Origin of the sequence: Pseudoalteromonas sp. BMB (genome assembly GCF_001709235.1) — a bacterium.
In the GTDB taxonomy this organism is placed as follows: Bacteria; Pseudomonadota; Gammaproteobacteria; order Enterobacterales; family Alteromonadaceae; genus Pseudoalteromonas; species Pseudoalteromonas maricaloris.
Genome location: NZ_MBQA01000194.1, coordinates 1 through 24,158 on the forward strand (window position 1 = coordinate 1; position 24,158 = coordinate 24,158).

20 protein-coding genes are annotated in these 24,158 nt (G+C 44.2%); 9 read left to right on the forward strand and 11 right to left on the reverse strand.

Going from position 1 to position 24,158, the window contains the following annotated elements:
* Window positions 1-240 precede the first annotated feature (240 nt).
* On the forward strand, window positions 241-2,256 hold the full coding sequence (locus tag BB427_RS19035) for a methyl-accepting chemotaxis protein (protein ID WP_045987749.1): 2,016 nt from the start codon (window positions 241-243) through the stop codon (window positions 2,254-2,256).
* A 115-nt stretch (window positions 2,257-2,371) separates the two neighbouring features.
* Here BB427_RS19035 and tkt read toward each other — a convergent pair whose 3' ends face one another.
* Window positions 2,372-4,366: a transketolase gene (gene tkt / locus BB427_RS19040; protein WP_069022571.1), complete on the reverse strand. Its 1,995-nt coding sequence runs from the start codon at window positions 4,364-4,366 to the stop codon at window positions 2,372-2,374.
* A 260-nt stretch (window positions 4,367-4,626) separates the two neighbouring features.
* On the opposite strand from tkt, the gene metK reads away from it, so the two are divergent.
* Window positions 4,627-5,778, forward strand: a complete 1,152-nt coding sequence (gene metK / locus BB427_RS19045) for a methionine adenosyltransferase (RefSeq protein WP_069022573.1) — start codon at window positions 4,627-4,629, stop codon at window positions 5,776-5,778.
* Window positions 5,779-5,843: 65 nt separating this feature from the next.
* Here metK and BB427_RS19050 read toward each other — a convergent pair whose 3' ends face one another.
* Window positions 5,844-6,689 (reverse strand): HDOD domain-containing protein, encoded by an 846-nt coding sequence (locus BB427_RS19050; protein ID WP_069022575.1) that lies wholly within the window; start codon window positions 6,687-6,689, stop codon window positions 5,844-5,846.
* Between the two features lie 110 nt (window positions 6,690-6,799).
* A complete protein-coding gene (locus tag BB427_RS19055) occupies window positions 6,800-8,320 on the reverse strand; it encodes a CYTH and CHAD domain-containing protein (RefSeq protein WP_069022578.1) in 1,521 nt (506 codons plus the stop codon).
* A 172-nt stretch (window positions 8,321-8,492) separates the two neighbouring features.
* Between BB427_RS19055 and BB427_RS19060 the strand changes: the two genes are divergently transcribed.
* Window positions 8,493-9,230, forward strand: a complete 738-nt coding sequence (locus BB427_RS19060) for a TIGR04211 family SH3 domain-containing protein (protein ID WP_069022580.1) — start codon at window positions 8,493-8,495, stop codon at window positions 9,228-9,230.
* A gap of 234 nt (window positions 9,231-9,464) precedes the next feature.
* Here the strand turns inward: BB427_RS19060 and BB427_RS19065 are convergent, their stop codons facing one another.
* The 3 genes from BB427_RS19065 to ctlX all read right to left on the reverse strand — a co-directional run bounded on the left by BB427_RS19065 (window position 9,465) and on the right by ctlX (window position 12,757).
* Window positions 9,465-10,127 carry an outer membrane beta-barrel protein gene (locus BB427_RS19065; protein WP_069022582.1) on the reverse strand — a complete coding sequence of 221 codons (663 nt, stop codon included), beginning with the start codon at window positions 10,125-10,127 and terminating at the stop codon, window positions 9,465-9,467.
* A 205-nt stretch (window positions 10,128-10,332) separates the two neighbouring features.
* Window positions 10,333-11,763 (reverse strand): alanine/glycine:cation symporter family protein, encoded by a 1,431-nt coding sequence (locus BB427_RS19070; protein WP_069022583.1) that lies wholly within the window; start codon window positions 11,761-11,763, stop codon window positions 10,333-10,335.
* 82 nt (window positions 11,764-11,845) lie between these two features.
* On the reverse strand, window positions 11,846-12,757 hold the full coding sequence (gene ctlX / locus BB427_RS19075) for a citrulline utilization hydrolase CtlX (protein ID WP_069022586.1): 912 nt from the start codon (window positions 12,755-12,757) through the stop codon (window positions 11,846-11,848).
* Between the two features lie 164 nt (window positions 12,758-12,921).
* Between ctlX and BB427_RS19080 the strand changes: the two genes are divergently transcribed.
* Window positions 12,922-13,353, forward strand: a complete 432-nt coding sequence (locus tag BB427_RS19080) for an Lrp/AsnC family transcriptional regulator (RefSeq protein ID WP_039493915.1) — start codon at window positions 12,922-12,924, stop codon at window positions 13,351-13,353.
* A 94-nt stretch (window positions 13,354-13,447) separates the two neighbouring features.
* Here the strand turns inward: BB427_RS19080 and BB427_RS19085 are convergent, their stop codons facing one another.
* Window positions 13,448-14,563 (reverse strand): mechanosensitive ion channel family protein, encoded by a 1,116-nt coding sequence (locus BB427_RS19085; RefSeq protein ID WP_069022588.1) that lies wholly within the window; start codon window positions 14,561-14,563, stop codon window positions 13,448-13,450.
* Window positions 14,564-14,697: 134 nt separating this feature from the next.
* On the opposite strand from BB427_RS19085, the gene BB427_RS19090 reads away from it, so the two are divergent.
* Window positions 14,698-15,663 carry a YihY/virulence factor BrkB family protein gene (locus tag BB427_RS19090; RefSeq protein WP_069022590.1) on the forward strand — a complete coding sequence of 322 codons (966 nt, stop codon included), beginning with the start codon at window positions 14,698-14,700 and terminating at the stop codon, window positions 15,661-15,663.
* Between the two features lie 68 nt (window positions 15,664-15,731).
* On the opposite strand, the gene BB427_RS19095 is transcribed toward BB427_RS19090, so the two are convergent.
* From BB427_RS19095 to dinB, 3 genes are all read right to left on the reverse strand, one after another.
* Window positions 15,732-17,264 (reverse strand): M17 family metallopeptidase, encoded by a 1,533-nt coding sequence (locus tag BB427_RS19095; protein ID WP_069022592.1) that lies wholly within the window; start codon window positions 17,262-17,264, stop codon window positions 15,732-15,734.
* A 69-nt stretch (window positions 17,265-17,333) separates the two neighbouring features.
* Window positions 17,334-19,019: a carbon starvation CstA family protein gene (locus BB427_RS19100; RefSeq protein ID WP_010374688.1), complete on the reverse strand. Its 1,686-nt coding sequence runs from the start codon at window positions 19,017-19,019 to the stop codon at window positions 17,334-17,336.
* A gap of 125 nt (window positions 19,020-19,144) precedes the next feature.
* Window positions 19,145-20,200 carry a DNA polymerase IV gene (gene dinB, locus BB427_RS19105; protein ID WP_441295581.1) on the reverse strand — a complete coding sequence of 352 codons (1,056 nt, stop codon included), beginning with the start codon at window positions 20,198-20,200 and terminating at the stop codon, window positions 19,145-19,147.
* A gap of 221 nt (window positions 20,201-20,421) precedes the next feature.
* Here dinB and BB427_RS19110 point away from each other — a divergent pair, with 221 nt between their 5' ends.
* From BB427_RS19110 to BB427_RS19125, 4 genes are all read left to right on the forward strand, one after another.
* A complete protein-coding gene (locus BB427_RS19110; protein ID WP_069022596.1) occupies window positions 20,422-21,474 on the forward strand; it encodes an aldo/keto reductase in 1,053 nt (350 codons plus the stop codon).
* Window positions 21,475-21,560: 86 nt separating this feature from the next.
* Complete coding sequence (locus tag BB427_RS19115) at window positions 21,561-22,073, forward strand: NUDIX hydrolase (RefSeq protein WP_069022598.1); 513 nt, start codon at window positions 21,561-21,563, stop codon at window positions 22,071-22,073.
* A 73-nt stretch (window positions 22,074-22,146) separates the two neighbouring features.
* The gene (locus tag BB427_RS19120; protein WP_069022600.1) at window positions 22,147-22,836 is read left to right on the forward strand and encodes a hypothetical protein; all 690 of its coding nucleotides are present in this window, start codon (window positions 22,147-22,149) and stop codon (window positions 22,834-22,836) included.
* A 40-nt stretch (window positions 22,837-22,876) separates the two neighbouring features.
* On the forward strand, window positions 22,877-23,359 hold the full coding sequence (locus BB427_RS19125; RefSeq protein ID WP_010374680.1) for a LabA-like NYN domain-containing protein: 483 nt from the start codon (window positions 22,877-22,879) through the stop codon (window positions 23,357-23,359).
* Window positions 23,360-23,443: 84 nt separating this feature from the next.
* On the opposite strand, the gene BB427_RS19130 is transcribed toward BB427_RS19125, so the two are convergent.
* Complete coding sequence (locus BB427_RS19130; protein WP_010374677.1) at window positions 23,444-24,154, reverse strand: SIMPL domain-containing protein; 711 nt, start codon at window positions 24,152-24,154, stop codon at window positions 23,444-23,446.
* Window positions 24,155-24,158: the final 4 nt, after the last annotated feature.

Sequence of the window (24,158 nt, forward strand, 5' to 3'; positions counted from 1 at the left end):
GTCGAGCGCCGCGACCAAAACACACCCAGGAGAACAAAAGTCAAACAGCAAAGGTCAACAGGCCCTAAGCTACACTCGAAGAAAACGTGAAGCTTATACTTTTTATCCGTTGAGCTGCTATTTTTTGTAATCCGACCTTTTTTACTGAAATTTTTTGTCACATCTGCTATAAAATACTTAACTTATCCGCAATAAATCCGATAAGTATCCGTATTGCTTTGTAAATTTTGTAGGACAGCTATGAATTTGACTGTTAGCCAACGTATTTGGGGTGGTTTTATTACCATCACCTTGTTGCTTCTTCTTATCGGGGGCAATTCTTTATTTAGAATTGCGAACATTGACAACTCAACTCAACAGGTTAATAACCTGTCTTTACCAGCTCTCTCTAAAAGCTCTGCGCTACAAGTAGAGTTCACTTTAATGAGCAAAATGGCTCAGGGAAGTTTTTATGCACGTTCAGAGACTGAGCTGGCGACGCTAAAACAGCAATTTGCAGAGCGCCAGAAGATCTTTGACAAAACCTATTCAGAGCTGCAGCAGGTCGTTGCTGCTAATAATAAATTGGCCTCAAGCAGTCGTGATGTTGGCAAAAGTTATGATGCGTTCGTAAAAGCCATGAACAGCTTGGTAAACGAAAAAACAACTGAGCTTTCGTTACGGGACAAATTAAAAGAGCAGTTATCAACTATCGACGTTGCCGCAGAAGATGCGACTATGGTGACGGTTGATATCATTGATTTGGATGGCTTAGAAGATGCTGACAAACGTGCTTTTCAAGCTGCTAATAACTTAGAAAATAACTTTTCTTCTGTTGTGACCAGCGCCAATGATATTGTTACGGTTGAAGACATCAATACATTGGAAATTGTAAGTCGAGATCAAAGCTATCTCGTTGAAGAGTTAGGTCGTAATATTGATTTAATGCGTGGCCCCGTTAGCGCGCTTGATAGCAGTTTGTTTGCTGATCTCGAAGGCTATTACACTAATTTAAAAGGTGCAGTTACCGGCAGCAACAGCATCGCGGAAAATCAAAAACGTTTGATCAACGCATTAGCCGAAACGCGTAAGGAATTATCCGACGCCGAGAAAACCACAAAAGCCGCTCTGTCTCAGCTAGATGACTTACTCTCCGAAGCAAGCCAAGTCGCCTTTAACTTACAGCAAGGCGTACGTGCCGATGTAGGCACAGCAAACCTATGGACTTGGATCGGGATGATAGTCGCAACGCTAATGGCAGTCGGCGTAGCTTACATTACCGTTAGCCGTATCACAAAACCACTATCGGAAGTAAACAGAGTTTTAAACATTGTCGCCAGTGGCGATATGACACAGCGCTTAGATGACACGGCAAAAGATGAGTTTGGTGAATTATCTAGAAGCTGTAACACCCTAATCTCTAGCTTACGTGAACTTATCACTGGCATTATTTCTCGTTCGACACAGCTTGCTGCAGCGTCCGAAGAAACATCGACTATCACTACAGAATCCAGCCAAGCAATTAAGAATCAGCAGGCACAAGTAGAGCAAGCAGCTACCGCTACAACTGAGATGAGTAGCACCTCTCACGGTGTTAGTAACAGCGCGCATCAAGCATTACAAGAAATTAAAAATGCTGATAAAGAAGCTGAGCGTGTTAAAGGCATTTCACATGAGAACAAACACACTATTGAGCAACTCGCAAGGGAAGTGGATGAAGCCTCTCGCGTGATTAACAAACTACACCAAGACAGCGCTTCGATAGGCAGTATTTTGGATGTTATCCGTGGTATTGCCGAGCAAACTAACCTCCTTGCGCTAAACGCTGCAATCGAAGCTGCGCGTGCTGGTGAACAGGGTCGTGGCTTCGCGGTAGTGGCAGACGAAGTGCGCTCGCTCGCAAGTAAGACTCAAGAGTCAACTCAAGAAATTCAAGCAATGATTGAATCCTTACAAGCAGGTGCCGAAGAAGCGGTAGGCGCGATGTCGAAAGGCAAACAGCAGGCGGAGTCGTGCGTAACTCAGAGCGACCTTGCTAATGAAGCACTAAACTCCATCACTGCAGCCGTTTCTCAGGCTCATGATGTGAGTGAAGAGATTGCAAACGCGGCGAATGAGCAACAACAAGTAGCACAGGAAATTAGTGAACGTTTAGAATCGATTGTAACAATCGCAGAGCAAACAGCTGAAGGCGCGAGCCAAACCTCAATCTCTAGTTCTGAGGTTGCTAAACTCGCCGAAGAGTTACGCTTATCGGTAGAACAGTTTAAGGTTTAACTATCTAACCTGAGCTTTGAGCAGGAAACAGTCTCAAAGCTTTAGGTGGTTTAGCAAAACCACTAAGCATAAAAAAACCCATGCATGGCATGGGTTTTTTGTTTCTTTTCTTTGATTATGCAAACAATGCGTTTGCCTTCTCAACGATATTTTCTACCGTAAAGCCGAATAGCTTGAATAGCTCATCAGCAGGCGCTGACTCACCAAACGTTGTCATACCAACGATAGCACCATTTAGGCCTACATATTTATACCAGAAGTCCTCAATACCCGCTTCGATAGCGACGCGACGCGTTACTGAGCTTGGTAGTACGCTTTCTTTGTATGCTGGAGATTGCGCATCAAAAATGTCCGTTGAAGGCATAGACACAACACGTACCTTTTTACCTTCTGCACGAAGCTTATCCGCAGACTCAACCGCAAGTTGCACTTCAGAACCGGTTGCAATAAGGATGAGTTCAGGCTCACCGTCACAAGAAAGTACATAACCACCTTGCTTAATCGCTGCAACTTGCTCAGCGGTACGAGGCTGCTGTGCAAGACCTTGACGGGTAAATACGAGTGCAGATGGACCATCAGCGCGTTCAACCGCTTGCTGCCAAGCAACTGCTGACTCAACTTGGTCACATGGGCGCCAGCTCGCAAGGTTTGGCGTAGTACGTAAGTTCGCCATTTGTTCTACCGGCTGGTGTGTTGGACCATCTTCACCAAGACCGATTGAATCATGAGTGTACACAAAGATGCTTCTTTGCTTCATCAATGCAGCCATACGTACGGCATTACGCGCGTATTCCATAAACATCAGGAATGTCGCACCGTAAGGGATAAAGCCTCTGTGCAGTGCAATACCATTCATGATGGCAGACATACCAAATTCACGCACACCGTAGAAAATATAGTTACCCGCAGCATCTTCTGCCGTTAAGCCTTTAGATTGATCCCAAAGTGTTAAGTTAGAACCCGCAAGGTCAGCAGAGCCACCCATAAACTCAGGCAGAATTGGACCATAAGCATTCAATGCATTTTGTGATGCTTTACGAGTTGCTGGGTTTGCAGGATTCGCTTGAAGCTCTGCGATATAAGCTTCTGTTTTCTCAGACCAGTCTGCTGGAAGCTCGCCTTTCATGCGACGCTCAAATTCAGCAGCAAGCTCAGGGTAATGCATTTGGTATTCAGTAAACTTAATCAACCAGTCACTTTGTTGATTTTGACCACGTGCTGTTGCGTCCCATTTCGCGTACACATCTTCTGGTATTTCAAATGCGCCGTGCTCCCAACCAAGGAATTCACGTGCCGCTTTGATTTCATCATCACCTAGCGGTGCACCGTGGCAATCATGGCTACCAGATTTATTTGGTGAACCATAACCGATAACCGTTTTACAACAAATAAGGGTTGGCTTGTCAGACTCTGCTTGCGCCGCTTCGATTGCCGCTTTAATCGCATCGCTATCGTGGCCATCAACACCGGCAATAACATGCCAGCCATAAGACTCAAAACGTTTTGGTGTATCGTCGCTAAACCAGCCTTCAACTTCACCGTCGATTGAAATACCGTTGTCATCCCAAAATGCAATCAGTTTGCCAAGACCAAGGGTACCCGCAAGTGAACAAGCTTCGTGTGAGATACCTTCCATCAAACAACCATCACCTAAAAATGCATAGGTATAGTGATTAACGATGTCGTAATCTTCACGGTTAAACTGTGCAGCCAATGCTTTTTCAGCAATCGCCATACCTACCGCATTAGTAATACCCTGACCTAATGGGCCAGTAGTAGTTTCAATACCTGGCGCATAACCATATTCTGGGTGGCCTGGTGTTTTTGAGTGTAGCTGACGGAAATTTTTGATGTCGTCAATTGATAAGTCATAACCCGACAAATGCAACAATGAATAAATTAACATCGAGCCGTGACCGTTTGATAATACGAAGCGATCTCTGTCGAACCACTCAGGATTACTTGGATTGTGCTTTAAAAAATCGCGCCAAAGTACTTCTGCGATGTCCGCCATGCCCATAGGGGCTCCTGGGTGGCCAGACTTGGCCTTTTGTACAGCGTCCATGGAAAGAACGCGAATTGCATTAGCAAGTTCTTTGCGAGATGGCATGAATTCTCCTACCTTTAAATGTGTTTCGCGGGGGTTTGAGCCCATTCTTACTTATTTATATGGCTAACTGCAACGGCAAAGGCCATAAAAAAACGGGTACAGACGGACTTTTTCCGACCATTAAAAAAGTTTGCACAATTTTGGACGTCTAGGCGTAAAATAACTAGTCAATGCCTAGGTTTTTTGGTTAGAATACGCCTCTTAATTTTTCGCGCTGTCCCTGATGTTTGTGAAGCGCAATATTTGTGAGCATAAATACAATGGCTAAACATTTATTTACTTCTGAATCTGTTTCTGAGGGCCATCCAGATAAAATCGCCGATCAGATCTCTGATGCGGTTCTAGATGCCATCCTTGAGCAAGATCCAAAAGCACGTGTTGCGTGTGAAACTTACGTTAAAACCGGTATGGTTATGGTTGGTGGTGAAATCACAACTAGCGCTTGGGTTGATATCGAGGAATTAACTCGTAAAACCGTGCGTGAAATTGGTTACACACACTCTGACATGGGCTTTGACGCTGATTCATGTGCAATCCTTAACACCATTGGTAAGCAATCACCTGATATCAACCAAGGTGTTGACCGTTCTCGTCCAGAAGAACAAGGTGCTGGTGACCAAGGCCTAATGTTTGGTTATGCGTGTAACGAAACTGACGTACTTATGCCTGCGCCTATCACATACTCACACCGTCTAGTTCAGCGCCAAGCGCAAGTTCGTAAAGACGGCACGCTACCTTGGTTACGTCCAGACGCTAAGTCTCAGGTAACATTCGCGTACGAAAACGGTAAAGCAGTAGGTATCGATGCAGTCGTATTATCTACACAGCACTGTGATTCTGTATCACAAGCTGACCTTGTAGAAGCTGTGATGGAAACTATCATCAAGCCTACATTACCTGCAGAGCTTATCACTGAAGCAACTAAGTTCTTCATCAACCCAACTGGCCGTTTCGTTATCGGTGGTCCTATGGGTGACTGTGGTCTAACTGGTCGTAAAATCATCGTAGATACATACGGCGGTATGGCTCGTCACGGTGGTGGTGCATTCTCTGGTAAAGATCCATCAAAAGTTGACCGTTCTGCAGCTTACGCAGCGCGTTACGTTGCGAAGAACATTGTTGCCGCTGGCCTTGCTGACAAGTGTGAGATCCAAGTGTCTTACGCAATCGGTGTTGCTGAGCCTACTTCTATCAGTGTAGAAACGTTCGGTACAGCCAAGCTTGATGAGTCGCGTTTAATCGAACTTATCCGCGAGCACTTCGACTTACGTCCTTACGGTCTAATCACTATGCTAGACCTTGAGCGTCCAATTTATCAGCCTACTGCTGCTTACGGCCACTTTGGTCGTGAAGAGTTCCCTTGGGAAGCAACAGATAAAGCTGACGCACTACGTGCAGCTGCAGGCCTATAATCCCCTGCTGAAAAAGTAAAAAAGGCGCCAAGTGCGCCTTTTTTTAATGCCCGTAGATAACCCCCCTACCCGATAAATACCTCGTCGACATCATCTTTTAAGTTTTGATACTCATCGTCATGAAGATTAAGCTCAATCATCACCTTGTCTTTAAATAGATACCAATCCGCTGCGCTTCTAAAATGCTTTGCTTCGAAACAGAGGTTTTCAGCCAGTTTAAGTGCCGCAAAGGTTTGCACATGTTGTGCATTTTTTTGCTCTTCAAGATAGCTAACGTCATGGTGGCGCAAAATCATCTGACATATTTCTTTGGGTAAGTGCCAAGACGTCGCTAGAAAGTAGCCTATCACAGTGTGAGGCACTGGATACTTTTGCTGCTCGTAGTAAATCAATGTTTGCTCAGGCCGCTCTATAGACTGTTTTATTACTTCAGCATAGTCTGGATATTTTACGGCCATTGCTGGGATCCCGGCATCGTGAAAGAGTCCGAGCAGTTGCAAATTCTCTAGGGGTAATGATGCTTTTAAATGATGTCCAACCACCATTGCTGCTTTTGAGATATCCGCAGCATTATCCCAAAACTGCTGCAGTGAAATACAGCACTTTGACTGCTCAAACGCATTTTTAAGCAAATATCCAGTCACTAGCTGCGTAATACAGTTCACGCCCAAAAACATCACAGCTTGTTTTATATCTGTGATTGTACGGGCAAGACCATAAGCGGGTGAATTAATTACCTTTAACACCGCAGCAGACGCACCAACATCTGCCGCAATAATATCCGCCACGGTAAATAACTCAGGCTCCGGTTGTGATAGTTCATTTTGTAAGGCTTGTAATATTTCAGGCTTAGCAGGTAAGTTAAATCCGCCGCGCAAATCATTCAGCACTTTATCGTCTATATCGATCATTGGGCTACCTCAGAATTGATACACCCAAGTTTAGTTCATCGCCTGATATTTGCAGTATTGATTGTAATGAAGTGGTACAAAAAAGCGGGATAAAACCCCGCTTAATCTGGTTAGAACCAATATGGTTCGCTATGCATGGAAGATTGTCGACTTTGCTCCATAGCACTTATCAAAAAGTCTGATTTTTGCTTAAGCCATGCCTGCACTTCTTGCAGCTCGTCTGCATTTTGGCTTTGGCAAAGCTGATATAAATACGCCAGTGTTTCTAGCTCATAAATACCATAAACGATATCAATCCAAGGCGTTCTAAACGCTTTGCGCGTTTCTTTATCGTAAAGCTTACCCAGACAGTTACCGCTTAGCAGCGTATTTTCTAGCTTTATTCTGACATGTAAATAATCTTTTTCAGAAAGCGATTTATCCTGTGGAAGCAAGTTTTTCAACTCTTGCCAGTCTTTATCAAATAATTGGCTTGCGATTTCTGTGACCGGTAGCTCTGCTGCACTCAGTGCTTTTTGATCCCAGTTTTTACGCCACGCTCTATCAACAAGCCAGCGAGTAAGTGAAAGGATCAAACGGTTATAGCGGGTGCAATGAAATAAATCTTCAATGTCCGTCGGTGTTGGCTGAACATCTTGCAGATCGGTAATGACCTGCGCCAATTCAGGAAACTGATTAAGTTTCTTATGATAAGCATGGCGCTTTGAGGTATAGGTTTTCAAATGAATTGCATTTTCGACCCAAGCAAGTTCTGACAACAACCATTTTAACTCATTGCGAATACTCTCAGTCGAGCTTTTATCAACGATGTCATCAAACAACCAAAACGCGTGACGGATAAGCGAAACTCCGTCAATAACTCGTTTTAATGTCTTGAGACTTGGTTTATTAAAATAACATTGCTCATGTTTTTGGACGAACTGAATACCATAACTGACTGTCGCAATTAACGCTTGTTCTTGCGTTACCTGAGATTTGAGCGGTACAAATCCTATAAACTTATTTGGTTTTAGAGGTTTATCATCGGCAATTCGATACCCTCTGGCGGCCTTTGAGTATAGTCCCAAGCGCATACCAGCTTGTTTAATTAGGTGATCGGCTAATAAGAAAAGATCTTCTTTGTTTCCCTCAATCAGCTCTATTTCAAGCTCATTGATTGGCTCCATCTTCCCTTGGGCTGCTATTTCCCCTTTATCCAACACGACTTCGATTTTGGTTCCCGAATCCGTTTCGATTAACCAAGTACGACGAATGAAATTCGTACTGAAGATCGGGAATATGTTTTCTGCGATAGACTCAAGTTGCATGCCGTGAGGCCAAATATTCGCGTCAAACGCTAACAAGTCAGGACGTCCTGACTGAATAGGTAAATTATACTCAGGTCGTTGATGTAACCCTCCGACAACTTCTCCCGCAAGCTTAATCGTTTGCTCGCATTCATCATTGCAACAACGCGTTCTTAGGCCGATATCTAGCGCACGCAATTCACGATTTGGCGTGTCAAAGTAGGCGTTAGTTAAGTTTTTAGCAGGCTTGTTAGTGACCGTTTTTGCAAACTGTGTGATGAGTGCAGGGATCAGCGGAACTTCATTATCTGAAACCAAAAATTTCAGTTCTATTTCAGTGTCCATTAGGGCAGTGTTTTACCTATTTGTCTAAGGGAGGATCAAAATATACAAAGGAGGCTAAGTTTGCAATCTTTTTATCCGATGAGAAGTGCACCAAATATGCGCTAAATCAATAGATAGTCAGGCTAAATTCGCTGAACATCAACGGTTCAATAACACTGAATCATTGCGCTAAATGCTGCAATTTTCATTATGTAATCAATTATTTCGCGCCATTCAAAATAAACAAAGCCTTGCTATTAGGCCGCGAAATCCCTACTATTTTGTAAACTTTACGACCCAAAGAATAAAAGGCCCACGCATGTTCAACTTTAAGCAATTTATCATTGCGAGCCTGCTCTTCACCAGCTTTGTAAGCTTTGCCGAAGAGCCAGACGAAAATAGCACAGTAAACGCGGCAACACCAAACGGCTATATTAGTGACAATCTTTTTATTTTCATGCACACAGGTCCAAGTAAAAATTATCGAATTTTAGGTTCTGTTGATGCTGGTACGCCAATCACTATTTTGAGTGGCGCTAATGACGAGTTTGTCCAAATTAAAGACGACAAAGCAAGAGAAGGTTGGGTAGAAAGTAAATTTGTCACCACGGAGCCAGGTTTAAAGCAACAATTAGAAACGGTTAACCAAACCTTGGTGGAAACCCAAGAGGCGCTGAACGATGCCCAGCAGCAGCTTCCAATGCTGCAGCAAAACAATACCAATCTACTCGCTGAAAATGCTTCACTTCAAGACGCTATTTCAGGGCTTGAAAAGCAGCTACAAGATGAACGTTTAGCACAACAGCAAAAAATCCAAAAAGAACAACACCAGTTGCTCACTTACGGTGGCATCATTGGGATCAGTGGCATTATTATCGGTGTGATCCTGACGCTATTTTTATCTCGTAGAAAGCGTTACGACGGCTGGTAATTGGTTATATAACCTGAGGTTTGGATAAGGAATGTTCCAACTCATTGTTTTTAAATCACAACTTAGTTTTTCCATTATCCGCAGCTCAGGTTATATACCTATTGAGGTTAGATAACTTCGTCACTGACGGTGCATCTAAGCTTTCTTGTCAAAATTGATGGGGGAATTGCTCAATTCGCCCCATTCTAAATACAGTTCTGAAAATAACCTTTCTCAACTACGAATATCAGCGTATTAAAAAGCCCAACCAAGTAACATGGATATATCGTGCAAATTATGCTCATATTGAACTACGCCTGTGTTGTCATATTCTTTTGATTCTTTAATATTCAAAAGAGAGTATTCCAAACCAACATAGAGATTATCTGTTAGTCGATACTCAACACCTATCGAGGTATAGATATCATTACCGCTATCACCTGAACTAGTGCTGCCTGTAGGAACCAACTGTGCAGGGATCACATCTTTGTATTGCCAATGTGCCATTCCAACTCTTATATTTGCATTAATATTGGTAGACATCTCAATCTCTCCCTTAATCCCCAACCTCAGAGATTCGGTATCAATAGGAAATCTGGCTCTATATGAGTAGTCATATGGGTTTTGATAGATTCCAGAGTGTGTGTTAGAAACGTGAACGGTATATTCAGCTAGTGACTCTCCATGAAAATGCTGTGCGATTTCAAGAGCTAAATGATCTGTAAGCCCAACACCGAGCCTCAGCCCCCATGAATCAGAATTAGCGGATGACGCACGCTTATATCCTAAATCAGATTCTTGCTCGGCATAAAATTCATTATTGGCTTTACCAAAAAGCACTTCTGAAAATATGGCAATTTCAGCCTTCGCGTACATAGGCAACGATAGTACTGCCAGTCCAAATAATTGTTTTTTCATTCTCACATCGGTGTTTAAAGATTAAAAAGGAAGCAATATTTAGTATAAAATATTGAAGTGAAAAGCGGGCGGAAGTATACACTGAATATAAAAAATTTAAACAAGGTGTATGATTGAAAGTTTGGCGATACTTTTTAACTTAAAAAGTTAAAGAATAAATAAAGGCCGGAAAAATTCGGCCTTTATTTATTCCATCTAAAATATATTAGGCTGAATTCTTCGCATTAATATTACCCCAAATGCCAGACTCAGTAACTCCTTGCACTTTGACCTTATCGACTTCGAATACAGGTTCTTTCCCTTTTGCTCTTTGCAGATGATAATCAGTCGTAACCGCCAAGACAGTGGGTGTAAGACGCACGATGGCAATAACATTTACCACCGTCATTAAACCCAATGCGATGTCGGCAAGATCCCATACCTGTTTTAGCGTTGCCGAAGCGCCCCACAACATCATAGATAAGTAGCATGCGGTGTAAATTGAACGGCCAACTTTATTATCCAGATGAAATAAGTGTAAGTTACTTTCAGCATAGGCGTAATTAGCCACTACAGAGGTGAAAGCAAATAAAGTAATCGCCGCCGCGACAAAGTATACGCCCCCAGTTGCTAAATGCGCGGTCATCGCAGATTGTGTTAGCCGTATGCCTTCCATCTCTCTGCCAATATCTATATCTGCCAATAGAATTATGACAGCAGTACAACTACACAAAACGATGGTATCAAAGAATACGCCCAGCATTTGGATATAACCTTGGGTCACAGGGTGATTGGGAATTGGCGACGCACTTGCCGATGCGTGCGGCACACTACCCGCTCCCGCCTCGTTAGAATAGAGCCCGCGCTGAATACCATTTTTGATAGCTGCGCCGAGTGCGCCAGCGCCCGCTTCTTGCAAGCCAAAAGCTGAAAGCAAAATATCTTTGATCATGGCAAGGACTTGCGAGTAATTCATCACGGTAATAGTAATGGCCGCAAGGACAAAGACTAATCCCATTACTGGCACTACCTTTTCAGCAAATCTTGCAATCGCTTTGAAACCACCAAGAATAATAGAGCCGGCAAGGACTGTGATCACAATACCTGAATATAAAGTTGGAATATCAAACGCATTATTGAGCGCATCGGTGATGGTATTGGTTTGCATCGCGCTAAAGGTAAATCCATATCCCAAAAACAAGCAAAAGGCGAAGCATACTGCAAACGCCCGACTACCCAATCCCATGTGAATATAATAAGCAGGACCACCTCTAAACTCACCTTGGCTATCTCGCACTTTATAGACTTGCCCAAGTACACTTTCGGCAAAGCCTGTTGCCATCCCCAAAATGGCTATCATCCACATCCAAAATATCGCACCACTGCCACCAAGAGAAATTGCAACCGCAACACCTGCTAGGTTACCGGTTCCAACTCGAGCTGATAACCCAGTACATAACGCTTGAAATGAACTGATTGTATTGTCATCACCCTGACTGCTACCTCGTAACAGACTAAACATGTGGCGAAACTTTACAACTTGTATCCCTCGCAAAAGAATAGTGAACCAAAACCCTGCAAATAGCAGGATATAAATAAGTATCTGGCCTTCTCCCCATAAGAGCCCATTAATACTCTTAACTGCACTTTCAAACATAGGCGATTCCTGTTTTATTATTATTTGCCGTTTATCTAGGGCCTGTTGACCTTTTTAAAAGATAAACAGGCCCTAGTATTATTTAACGGTTATTTAAATGGACTCCAGCAATCATACAACGCACCGAGCCACCTGCGGCTTCAATTGTAGGTATATCGATAGCAACTAGCTTAGCTGACTTTTCAATGACAGCAATTTGCTCAGGCAACAACGCCTGATAAGCCGTTGTGGAAAGCGCGAGTATGCGTCCCATACTGCCTTGTAGCTCAATCGCATTGCCGCAAAAATGTTGGATCTGCTGATAAGATAGCGCAATCAGGGTATGGCCGCTTTGCGTAAAACGATTAATAAGCTGTGCCCGGTGATATTCTGGCACCATATCTAGGCACATCATGGCGAAATCGGTGGCGACACACATTAAGACATTAGTGTGATAAACAGACACTTCATTCTTATCATAGGCATTAAATATCTCTGCCTGTAGTCCCAACTGCTCGCAAACTTGATTAACCAACACGGCGTTAGTGCGCTTGGATTCTACTGCATAGGCCACTTTTGCTTGATGATCGATAACCATAGAGCCGGTGCCTTCAAGGAATATTTCTTCAGCGGTTAGATGACTATAATCATTGATGTTTGTCACTTGATAGTGAGCACTCAGAAAATCGATAATATCGCGACGGATCTCCAATCGTCGATTCAAGGCGTACATAGGGTAAATCGTCAACTGACCATCGCTATGGGTCGAAAACCAGTTATTTGGAAAGACCGAGTCTGGCGTGTCTGTGGAGGTATCTTCAAATAAGTGCACTTTCACGCCAGCCAACTCTAACGCTTGCACGGCGTTACTAACCTCAACATAGGCTCTGTTGTTAGGATTGTTTTCACTGCAAGCTTGCTGAAACGCGTTATCTTGCATGGTTTGCGGATTCGAAGTGAAATGGTGTGGGCGGATCATCACCACAGCTCTTGGTGCTTGGAATATCGTTGTCATACTGCACTCATCATTTGGGCGTTGTCATACTCAATATCAGTGTAACCACACCATAAGACAATTTAAATGCCAAAATCTTATACAATTCGTGCAATTTTCTATCACTTTGCTAAGTTGAATTATACAAATAGACTAATACAACAAAAAAACCACAAAGCCGTACTATGACTCCTTATCTATATGATGCGCTTGATAAAGCCTTGATTGCTGAATTGCGCAAAGATGGCCGAGCAGCCATTTCAACCTTAGCCACGACGCTCGATGTGTCTCGTGGCACCGTACAAAACCGCTTAGATAGACTTATTTCCAGTGGTGCAATTCAAGGCTTTACTGTGCGAGTTCATGAACATATCGAGTCAGAGCTAGTGCGCGCTATCATGATGATAGAAGTGATCGGTAAATCCACTACTCAAGTGATCAATGCACTGCGTGGGATCCCCGAACTCAGTAAAATTCATACCACGAACGGGGCATGGGATTTAATCGCTGAAGTGCAAGCCGCTAACCTCAGTGAATTCGATGGTGTACTGAGGCAAGTTCGAGAGATTGATGGCATTTTAAATAGTGAAACTAGTATTTTGCTATCGAGTACGTAAAGCTCGATAGCGCTTAGATTAGGGTATGTGAATCGATTGTCCGAAATAAACTAAATCAGCCATGACACATTTCAACACTTAACCTAATTTACCGCTAAATAATATTGTCCCCCTCTTCTGGACTTCGAGCGCGCTCTGCTTGCTCTCTGATCTCATCCGCATCGCTACTCACATCGTCAATATCCGAATCTACTGCAGTTATTGTGGGTTTATTCTTTTGTTTCACGAATGCTCCACTGCTACTACTCAAATTACTAGTCGCTTCTTCGATTGTTTCTTGAGTTTCACTATTTGCAGCTATGATTATCCGCTCTCTGGCATCGTCAGGCATACTTATACCGTGTTCTGTAAAGCAATTAACGGTTTCTCGCATGAGCTGAGACGCTACTTTTATCGGGCTATGTTGTTCGCTATTGACCCAAAAATAAATGGTAAGATTGATAGTCGCAGAGCCTAATGCTTCAAGTAGAACCTGAGGTGGCGGGTCGTTTAAAACCGCGCTTTGCTCTTTAAGTAAGTCAATTGCAATTTGTTGTGTCAAGCGAATATCGTTGTCATAACCAATACCAATCTTAAAGTGTCCACGCGTTTTTGGATTGGCAGTAAAGTTTTTAATCACATTCTTGTAGACGGTAGCATTGGGTATTTGAATGTGATTGCCATCATAATCAACTAAGGTCGTTGCGCGGGCAGTGACCTTTTTAACGATACCTAAACGGTTATCCACTTCAATAACGTCATCAATTCTAAACGGGCGCTGGACACTAATTAGCATACTCGAAATAAAATTCTCGGCGATATCACGAAACGCAAACCCGAGAATAAGACCGACAAGCCCAGTGCCACTCATTACTGCTACGGCAAACTCACTCAACCCAGCCAAGCGCAAAAAGATATAAATGCCAAAAAATATGACTAACACACTGATAAAACGGCGAGTGACGAGATGCAATAATCGACTTTTACTGACATAACCTATGGGTTTAATCAAAAGATAAGAGATTGGCCGTGCTAAATAATAACAAAGCACAATAACCACAATCCCCAACGCCAGAGCAGGTAATAATTGCCATGCGGTTTGTAAAAAGTGCACAACCTGTACGCTTAAACTTAGTGTATCTGATGTGCTTACGGCTTCAGTCGCTTCGCGAGAAGCTGCCGCCTGAATCATATTAGTCATTTGATTTTTAATAAGATTATTGATTTCCATATTGCACTCTTTGGGTTTGTATTGACAAGGTCACGAGTTGACTAGTAGCAAATATAACGCCAAACGAGATTGGCAAACCTTTTGCTGTATATCACTTTAGAACAACAGGCCCAGAATTGATTTAGGAAAGACCAATGGCAGCTCATAAACATGGCTTTAATGCAGACAGGCCAAGTGATATTCCAGCACTCGGTTGGTGGGATGTCAGTAAACGGCTATATCACAGCTTATCCCAAGATAATTTATCCCTGGTTGCCGCTGGAGTGGCATTTTATGCTCTGCTGGCAATATTTCCCGCATTAGCAGCCGTCGTTTCTATCTATGCCTATTTTTCTTCTCCTGCAGAAATGGTTGATCAGCTACTGCCGCTAATTGAGCTCTTACCACCATCCAGCCAAGAAATTATGTTGCAACAACTCAAGGCGCTCACTCAAAAATCGCAGACAAGCCTAAGTCTAGGTGCTATTTTTACCCTCTTTTTAACAATCTGGAGTAGCAGTAAAGGCTGCCAAGCATTGATTACAGCCTGCAACATTACGTATCATGAGCACAATAAAAGGCAGTTTTTGCAAGCGCTAGTGGTGCGCTTTTTGTTTTCTGTGGGGGCGATTTTCGTCGCGATTGTGGCGTTGTCTATTATCGGAATTTTACCGATTGTGCTTAACCTCGTAGGATTTACCACAGCACTCGATTCGATTATCCAGATAATCACTTGGTCTATTTTAGCAGCGCTATTTCACTTTTCTTTGGCGTTTGTTTATCGTTACGCGCCTCATCGCAGAGCCGCAAAATGGCGCTGGATAACACTCGGCTCGTTTACCGCAACCGGTTTATGGATCTTGGCGTCATTGGGATTTTCATATTATGTCGCGCAGTTCGCTTCTTACAATGAAACTTATGGCTCATTAGGTGGCGTTGTCATTATGATGATGTGGTTATACTTAAGCGCATACATCATTATTTTTGGTGCCGCACTAAATGCCAGTACTGAACTACAAACGTTAAAAGATAGTACCGTAGGTCCTGAGAAAGTGAGAGGACAACGAGGCGCATTTGTGGCTGATAATTTAACGACAAGACAACGTCAAGAAAAGCAATAACGATACGTGGAATGGATTATAGGCATAAAAAAGGAAGCAAATTCGCTTCCTTTTAAACGATTATCTGCTTAGATGCAGTACCGAGCAAACAAGCTTGCAACGGTTGCAGCGGTTGGTTTGCCATGTTGCCAGTCGCCACCTTCAACGCCGCTACCTGCAATATCCATATGTACATACGGAATTGGCAATTCAGCATTACAACCATGCTTGTCTAAGCCACCAACAATTGCCAAAAATGCCATTGGGAATTGGTGACCACGAGCGGTAACCGCCGATGGAGCGTTGTTACTCGATAGCACATCATCCGCAAGGGTGCGTGGTTTTACAAAGTCATAGTCTTCACGTCGGCTACGCGATACTTCCGCGCAATCAGCCCAAAGGTCGCCCATATCTGCAATCTTGCGAGATACTTGTGCTGCTCGTGCAGGACCATTCTCAACATAGGCACTGTAAGGACCCATAGCGCGCGCTGCATGACCTGTCAGTGTTGCAACCGTAAAGATCTCAGGGTTTTTCTCACCCAGAGCTAAATCTTTCGCTTCGCTAAGTAAATCCCCCATAGCCAAGCGACCTTCCGCATCGGTGTTACCTATACGAACGCGAACGCCTTCTCTGCTCTCAATGATTTCATCCGGCACGAAACAGTCAGAACCAATCGAGTTACGAACCACAGCAAGATATGCAATAACCTTAATACCTTTTGGCTGGTACTTAGCAACCGCTTCCATAAAACCAACCACTGACGCCGCACCGCCTTTGTCACGGCTCATGCCCGCCATAAAACCGCCCACTTTCAAGTCTGCACCGCCAGTATCGTACACAAGACCTTTGCCAACAAAGATAAGAGTACGTTCGACGTCACCTTCTGGCTCGTATGCCATTTTTACAACACGAGGATGGTGGCGCTCAACGGCGTAAGAGGCACGCGCTACCGTGCTTAGGAGTGGATATTGCTCATCCATAACTTTGCGGTCAGCGATAACCTCAACGTTTACCGCTGAACCTTGAAATAGCTCAACACAGTAGTCAGCAAAACGAGGTGGTGCCATGCGCTCTGGTTCTGTACCACACAAATCACGCGCAGCATATTGGCCTGCAGCGATTGCACTCAGTTGATCGCAGCATTGTGCTGACGCCTCAAAAACATAAATCGCTTCGATTGGTTCAATCGCTTCGCCACGGTACTCACGTGCTTCTAATGGCTGCCATAAGCCTTGGCAAGCACCTAAAAAGCTGACTGCACGCGCATTTTCGTAACGAGCATCGACAGGCACATTTACAACAGCAAGCACAGGTTTTACCGCACCAGCCGCTTTCGCTTCTAAAATACCAGCTTTTGCCGCTTCAAAGTAACGGCGAACGTCATCGTAATCTCTATCGAGTGGTCCGGTTGGCGCAATCACCAAACGCTTGCCAGGTACTTTGTCTGAAACAAGCAGACTTGCCTTTTGCGCAATGCGCGCATCCACAGCTATAAATGGTGCAGCAACTTCGTCAAGCTCTGCACTGCCAAGGTTTTGAATATCATGAGTAACAACAACGATAGCATCTGCATCGCTTTCAAATAGGGTGTTACAAGGTAATGCGATTGGAAAAGACATAAAAACGGCCCTTTTCTATATTAGAATTAGGGCCGACTATAGGTGATTTGTGGTCAAGTTCCAAGGGAACTACGACATATCACGGGCTTCATCTGGTTTGGCTTTGGTTTTGCTGATCACAGACCAAGCTTCTAACATCACCAAAATACTGACCACCAGCACGATAACGTCAAGCACAACCAACAGCCAATTGCCTTTTTGATAGTATTCACCTAGCTTGATCACTCCGGCAAAAAACGCCATCACCAGCACAAATACCATAGGGATCAGGGTGTACTTAGCGGGACGCCCTAGTTTGATAAGATATACTGAGATAACCAACAAGGTTAAGCTTGCCAAGATTTGGTTGGTTGAACCAAACAGCGGCCAAATCACCATACCACCACTACCCGATGCGCCACCAGCGCCAAAGGCGAGTAGCAAACAGCATGCAACGGCCAACAAAGTCGCGATGATACCGTTGTTCAGGAACTTGATGTTATAGATCTCGCCCCACTCTTGAATAATATAACGCTGAAGTCTAACGCCAGAATCCATAGTGGTGCCTGCAAAAAGTACAACCATAACAGCAAGTAGGGTTGATGCGATTTCGACTGGTAGTCCCCAACCTGTACTGATAAGATTTGAGCCACCGTTAATAAAGGCTGATACACTGCCTGCACCAAGATGACTATAAATTTCGTGCCACTCTTCAGGTGATACAGCAAGCATCACGCCACTCACGGCGACCAAAGTGATAAGTGCAAGTGAACCTTCACCAACTGCACCTAAGTAGCCGACAAAACGGCCGTCTTTTTCTTTGTCTAGTTGTTTTGAACTCGTTCCCGACGAAACAATACCGTGGAAACCAGATACCGCACCACAAGCGATAGTCACGAATAGCAGGGGTATGATACTTGGGGTATTTTCTACCGTTTGGGTGTTAAACGCAGGCGCGGTGATATCTGGCATCACCACAAATACTGCACCATAAAGCAGGATCAATCCCACTAACAGCTGCATGCCATTAATAAAGTCACGAGGTTGTAATAGCATCCAAACCGGTAACAATGACGCCACGGCGGCATAGATAAACAAAATAATGATCCAATTGGCTTTGTCGCTTAGACCAAACATTTCGGTTGGTAAGGTAATCGGCATACTACTGCCCATATAAATGGTCGCGTAGAGCACAATAACCCCGATAATACAGAGCGGTACTAGCGGCACTTTTCGTTTCAGCAATTGGCCGATGATAAGCGCCACGACGATAGCAGACCAAGCGGGGAATACCGCATTTGGGTTACCCACGAAGGAGTTTGCGATTACCACACCGAACACGGCATTTACCATGAGCAGTACAAGGAAGACCACTATCATAAACAATGAACGCGTGCGCTTGCCAATCACGCTTTCAGACAACGCGCCCATCGACTTGCCTTTATGGCGAGCACTTGCCCACAGCGCGCCCATATCGTGGACACCCGCAAAGAATATGGTACCGAATACAACCCAAAGCACAGCTGGCACCCAACCCCAATAAACAGCGATAGCTGGACCTACAATTGGTGCTGCGCCTGCGACTGAAGTAAAGTGATGTCCCCACAATACCACTTTGTTAGTGGGAACATAGTCCACGCCGTCCTCAAGCTCATGAGCCGGCGTGACAAAGTTGTCATCCATTTTAAATATTTTTTCAGCAATAAATTTGGAATAGACAAACCATCCAAATAACATCCCTATGATGCCGAAGAGTACGATCATTATGGATTGCATAATGCTTACCTCTTGTTGTTGTTTTAATTACACGCAGTTGGCGTGATTAGTTTGTTGCACGACAACTTCGAAGCTAGCACAAATTAAACTAATTGCAGTTATCTTTTAGTCTAGGTAGGTCAGAATTAGCCATCAAAAAGTCCCAATTGAGCTTGCGTGTTAGACTTTTCATTTAGTCCTAAGTGCAAGCCCACGAGGCGCACAGGTTTAAACTTTTGCCGTGACATCGCCTCAATCAATAATTCCTCGAAAACGGGCAAATCAATATGCTGGTATTGGCATTCTTTGGTGGTTTGGGTGAAATCGTAAAACTTCACTTTAACGCCAAGCTTATTAAAACCGCGCTGTAAATAAGGCTGTGCTCGGCGAGTCAGTTCAGGTAACAACTTTTCTTTTATGACTTGTTTTAAGGTATCAAGGTCGAGCGTGTCTTCTGCAAATGTGGTTTCAACGCCTATCGATTTACGCACTCTGTCGGTCTCAACTCGGCGCTCATCAATACCTTGACAACGCCGCCATAATACAGCGCCAAACTTGCCAAATGACTGGCGTAACTGAGTTTCAGACAGTGCCTTAATGTCTCGGCCATACTCAAGTCCCATGGCTAGCAAACGTTGTTGAGTCACTTTACCTACACCTGGAATTTTTTTAAGGGGTAACGCATCAATAAAAGCGCTCACTTGGTGAGGCGGGATAACACACTGACCATTGGGCTTGTTTTCATCGCTAGCAATTTTGGCTAAAAACTTGATTGGCGCAATTCCCGCCGAAGCCGTAAGGCCCGTTTCTGCAAATATATCCGCTCGGATCTGCTCGGCGATAAGCGTTGCACTGCCATTACATTGCTGACACTCAGTGACATCTAGATAGGCTTCATCCAAAGACAGTGGCTCAATTAGCTCAGTATAGCGGGCAAAAATAGTTCTAATTTGTTGCGATATTGCCTTATATACCTCCATTCTCCCCGGTACAATCACCAGCTGAGGGCAAAGTTTTTTCGCTTGATAATTCGACATAGCCGAGCGCACCCCATATTGCCGAGCAATATAGTTAGCCGTGGATAGCACCCCGCGATGGCTACGACCACCAATCGCCATCGGCACCTTTGCAAGCTCGGGGTTATCGCGCATTTCTACTGATGCATAGAACGCGTCCATATCAATATGAATAAATTTACGCACGTTAAAACACTGTCTAAATAAACAGTGTTTATTATGTGCTAATTTTCCAACTGTTGCAATCTTGAACATAGGCCTTAGTGTTCTGGGCTATACTTGTGTGGATGTCTGTTGCAAGTTGCACTGCAAAACAGAGATAATGCTAACAATATCAATACAGTTCAAAGTACTAAATCCGTTACTTTGGCTATATTTAATCATTCAGCAATCAATCAGGAGCCTGCATGAAGTACTCACGACTTGGTAGTAGCCCACTTGAAGTTTCACGTATTTGTTTAGGAAGCATGACTTGGGGCGTACAAAACAACCAGCATGATGCCGACGAGCAAATCAATTATGCACTAAGCCGTGGTATTAACTTCATTGATACCGCTGAAATGTATGCGGTCCCTCCCTCACCTGAAACCTATGGTAAAACCGAAGCCATCATTGGCAATTGGCTAAAGCGCCACCAAGAAAAGCGCGAAAAGCTCGTGCTTGCAACCAAGATTGCGGGAAGCGGTTTGCCTTGGATCCGTGAAGGCGGCCCTATTACGGGACAATCAGTGCTCCAAGCAGTGGATGATTCTTTAGCGCGCCTGAATACTGACTATATCGACCTCTACCAACTACATTGGCCAAACCGTACTTCACCGCACTTTGGTAAACAATGGCCAGGCATGGTCCCTTTGAGTGCACTTGACCAAGACGAAGAACGCGCTGGCATGCTAGATATTTTAGAAGGCTTAGCGAGCTGTATTCAAGCGGGTAAAATTCGCCATTGGGGTCTTTCTGATGATACGCCTTGGGGCATTCACACTTACCTTAATTTGGCGATGCAGCACGACCTACCGAAGCCAGTTTCAATTCAAAATGAGTTTAGCTTGCTACATGCCAAAGATTGGCCTTACTTGATTGAGAGTTGCGTAAACGAAGATATTGCCTATTTACCTTGGTCGCCACTGGCTGGTGGGATGCTGAGCGGTAAATATTTAGGGGGCGCAAGACCTGAAGGCAGCCGCTTTACCTTAGTGCAAAGACAAGGGCTATTTAGAGACACGCAACTAGCGCAAGAAGCCGTTGCAAAGTATCTAGAAATCGCCAAAGAATTTAATATGACAGCAGCGCAACTGGCGCTAGCTTGGTGCAATCAAGTCGATGGCGTGACTTCAACTATTATCGGCGCGACAACCATGGCACAGCTTAAAGAAAATATTCAAGCGTTTGAACAACCGCTATGTGCAGAATCTTTAGCCGAGATTGATACGGTATTTAAAGCGTACCCAGCTCCGTTTTAATGTCTTCATTCGCGATACGCCGCTTTTACGCTGGCGTATCACCTTGTAAACCCATCTTTGTTACCTAGATTGAAGTTAAAACCCCCATGCAAAGCTTAAACAACACCCCAGTCATTCCGCTTCAAGGCAGCTGCTTTACCAGAAAGACCACTCGCGCCATTGTCCTTAGAGGCAACGACATCCTTATGCTTTACACCAAACGTTATGACGATTACACCTTGCCAGGTGGCGGCGTCGACGAGGGTGAAAGCTTAGAAGCAGCATTGGAGCGCGAGCTAAAAGAAGAAACGGGTGCAGTATCCATCACAGGGTTGACGCCGTTTGGCCGCTATGAAGAGTACCGCCCTTGGTATAAACCCGATCATGACAATGTGCATATTATTTCTTATTGCTACGTTTGTGAGATTTGTGGCGAATTTGATGCGCCAGCTATGGAGGATTATGAACACGCCAATGGTATGAAGCCAGTGTGGATCAACATAAACCAAGCCATCGCGCATAACGAAGCAAAACTCAATGATGCGAATAACAAAGGGATGTCCGTTTTACGTGAACTCACTTTGCTAAAACACATTTCCGCGCAATTAGTCACAGATTAATTTGCCTATTGAGGGAACAATTAAGTCTTTATTAAGCTCTAACTCCGCATGACTCAAGGATTTAATAAGAATAATGCGGCTGCTCCAACACAACCTGATTAGTTTCACCATTATCGCCTCTATTGTGCTGCATCTACTGCTCGGCTGGTATCTGCAGCAAAGTATTTATATCCCCTCAAAGCCTGAAGAAATTAAGGCAATGAAAACCTATTTGGTTATTGAGCCTGCGAAGCCCAAGATGGAGCGTATTGCAACACCGAAGATAACTGAAGATAAGCCAGTAGAGGAGTTAAAACCGACGCTGCCGGACGATACGGTTGAAGTACCAAAAACTGCACAAGCAGAACCAAAAAAGCCTACGGTTGAAAGTACAACTAAGCACATAACCAAAGCAGCGGTCGTCACGCAACCTAAAAAATTAGACCATCGCAAAGCAATCTCTCAATTTCGTCAGCAACTTTTAGAGCGCGCTCCGAGTGACGCTGTACTCAGCCAAAGCCAAGAAAAGCCGCAGCGGCTCACCGTACCTAAAACGCATCAAACCACTGCTGCGAGCATACAAAGAGAACAACTCGAGTCTACGCCCCAATACACAGTCTACCGTGAAAATGGCCTGTGTTACGCTGAAGTTAGGCCCGATCCGAGTATTCCTACACCGGAAGGATTAAATAAGAATTGGCGTACTGCGCCTCGCCCTTGCGATGGCGGTGCCATCAAAAAAGCCTATGATGCCGCGATGAGTAAATGGCTAAACAAACGCTAATCTTGCTATCATAAAGCAAATCTATTGCGAAGAGTCCATTATGGAAAAAGTCACCATTTTAGTTGACGCCCAAAATGTTTATTACACCACCAAGCAAGCCTACCAAACAGGCTTTGACTATAATGCGTTTTGGCGCAAAGCAACGGCTAATCGCGAGGTATATCAAGCTATTGCCTATTCCAGCGAACGGGGTGATGATAAACAAAGACAGTTCCAAAATATCTTGCGAGCGATTGGCTTTGAAGTGAAGTTAAAGCCTTATATTCAACGTGCCGATGGCTCCGCGAAATGTGATTGGGATGTTGGCATTACCATTGATGCCATGGAATGCGCGTCAGGATCCGATGTGATAATTCTAGTTACTGGCGATGGTGATTTTGATTTACTCGCGAATAAGCTCAGAGATAAATACCATACCCGAGTCGAAGTTTACGGCGTGCCGCAGCTTACCGCAGCTTCACTGATCCGTGCAGCTAGTGAGTTTATACCAATTGAAAACGAATTGTTGATTGGCAAGAAATAAACAAGCAAAGCACCTTGATAAAAACGGCTTTGCTTGTTGACGAATTCGTCACTTTCGATTGCTTGGTCGCGCAATACACGCGTTTTAATCCGATAAGTAATATTCCACGCTCGTCACGACACGCACGATTTTTATCTGTGGCGTATTACTGTCTCTGTCGCGAATACTAAACTGTCCTTGCCTTGCCGATTTTATTTTGCCAAGCACAGAGTCGGAATCTTTAGCAAATTTGACCGCCACTTCTCGAGCTTTTTGTGTGGCTTCTTGCACCATTTCAGGCTTAATATCGTTAAGACCAGTAAACAAATATTCAACCCGATTTTGATAGTCGTCTTTAGTGATAGCAATACCTTGCTTGGCCAGCTCACTTAACTGCCCTAGTGCTTGCGAGACTTTATCTGGATTATTGGAGTACACAGTCACACCGGCTTTTGCCACATAGCGAAATCCTTGATTGTTTTGACCGTACTCTTGGGCGTATTTATCCGTAATGGACGGCGCTGATATCGAAAGCTCTGAAGCATCAAAGCCATGCAAGGTTAAGAACGCGCGGATCGCCGCATTTTTCTTTTCCGTGCGCTCCACCAAGGCTTCCAGATCGTTATCTGCATCACGATAAAATACGGGCCAAATCACCGTGTCTGCTGTTACTTCCTTTTCCGATAACCCTTTTACACTTACCGTTCGCTCCATTCCTTTTACTTCTAGAATGGTCGACTTTACCATCCAGCCGCTCACTACCACCGCTAGTGATAGCAAAGCTGCAGGAGCCAAATATTTACTCATAGTAGACATATCT

What these genes read in the sequence shown, in the direction of transcription:
- BB427_RS19035 (WP_045987749.1), top strand. Translation starts at nt 241, where the DNA reads ATGAATTTGACTGTTAGCCAACGTATTTGGGGTGGTTTTATTACCATC.
- tkt (WP_069022571.1), bottom strand. Translation starts at nt 4,366, where the DNA reads ATGCCATCTCGCAAAGAACTTGCTAATGCAATTCGCGTTCTTTCCATG.
- metK (WP_069022573.1), top strand. Translation starts at nt 4,627, where the DNA reads ATGGCTAAACATTTATTTACTTCTGAATCTGTTTCTGAGGGCCATCCA.
- BB427_RS19050 (WP_069022575.1), bottom strand. Translation starts at nt 6,689, where the DNA reads ATGATCGATATAGACGATAAAGTGCTGAATGATTTGCGCGGCGGATTT.
- BB427_RS19055 (WP_069022578.1), bottom strand. Translation starts at nt 8,320, where the DNA reads ATGGACACTGAAATAGAACTGAAATTTTTGGTTTCAGATAATGAAGTT.
- BB427_RS19060 (WP_069022580.1), top strand. Translation starts at nt 8,493, where the DNA reads ATGCTGCAATTTTCATTATGTAATCAATTATTTCGCGCCATTCAAAAT.
- BB427_RS19065 (WP_069022582.1), bottom strand. Translation starts at nt 10,127, where the DNA reads ATGAAAAAACAATTATTTGGACTGGCAGTACTATCGTTGCCTATGTAC.
- BB427_RS19070 (WP_069022583.1), bottom strand. Translation starts at nt 11,763, where the DNA reads ATGTTTGAAAGTGCAGTTAAGAGTATTAATGGGCTCTTATGGGGAGAA.
- ctlX (WP_069022586.1), bottom strand. Translation starts at nt 12,757, where the DNA reads ATGACAACGATATTCCAAGCACCAAGAGCTGTGGTGATGATCCGCCCA.
- BB427_RS19080 (WP_039493915.1), top strand. Translation starts at nt 12,922, where the DNA reads ATGACTCCTTATCTATATGATGCGCTTGATAAAGCCTTGATTGCTGAA.
- BB427_RS19085 (WP_069022588.1), bottom strand. Translation starts at nt 14,563, where the DNA reads ATGGAAATCAATAATCTTATTAAAAATCAAATGACTAATATGATTCAG.
- BB427_RS19090 (WP_069022590.1), top strand. Translation starts at nt 14,698, where the DNA reads ATGGCAGCTCATAAACATGGCTTTAATGCAGACAGGCCAAGTGATATT.
- BB427_RS19095 (WP_069022592.1), bottom strand. Translation starts at nt 17,264, where the DNA reads ATGTCTTTTCCAATCGCATTACCTTGTAACACCCTATTTGAAAGCGAT.
- BB427_RS19100 (WP_010374688.1), bottom strand. Translation starts at nt 19,019, where the DNA reads ATGCAATCCATAATGATCGTACTCTTCGGCATCATAGGGATGTTATTT.
- BB427_RS19110 (WP_069022596.1), top strand. Translation starts at nt 20,422, where the DNA reads ATGAAGTACTCACGACTTGGTAGTAGCCCACTTGAAGTTTCACGTATT.
- BB427_RS19115 (WP_069022598.1), top strand. Translation starts at nt 21,561, where the DNA reads ATGCAAAGCTTAAACAACACCCCAGTCATTCCGCTTCAAGGCAGCTGC.
- BB427_RS19120 (WP_069022600.1), top strand. Translation starts at nt 22,147, where the DNA reads ATGCGGCTGCTCCAACACAACCTGATTAGTTTCACCATTATCGCCTCT.
- BB427_RS19125 (WP_010374680.1), top strand. Translation starts at nt 22,877, where the DNA reads ATGGAAAAAGTCACCATTTTAGTTGACGCCCAAAATGTTTATTACACC.
- BB427_RS19130 (WP_010374677.1), bottom strand. Translation starts at nt 24,154, where the DNA reads ATGTCTACTATGAGTAAATATTTGGCTCCTGCAGCTTTGCTATCACTA.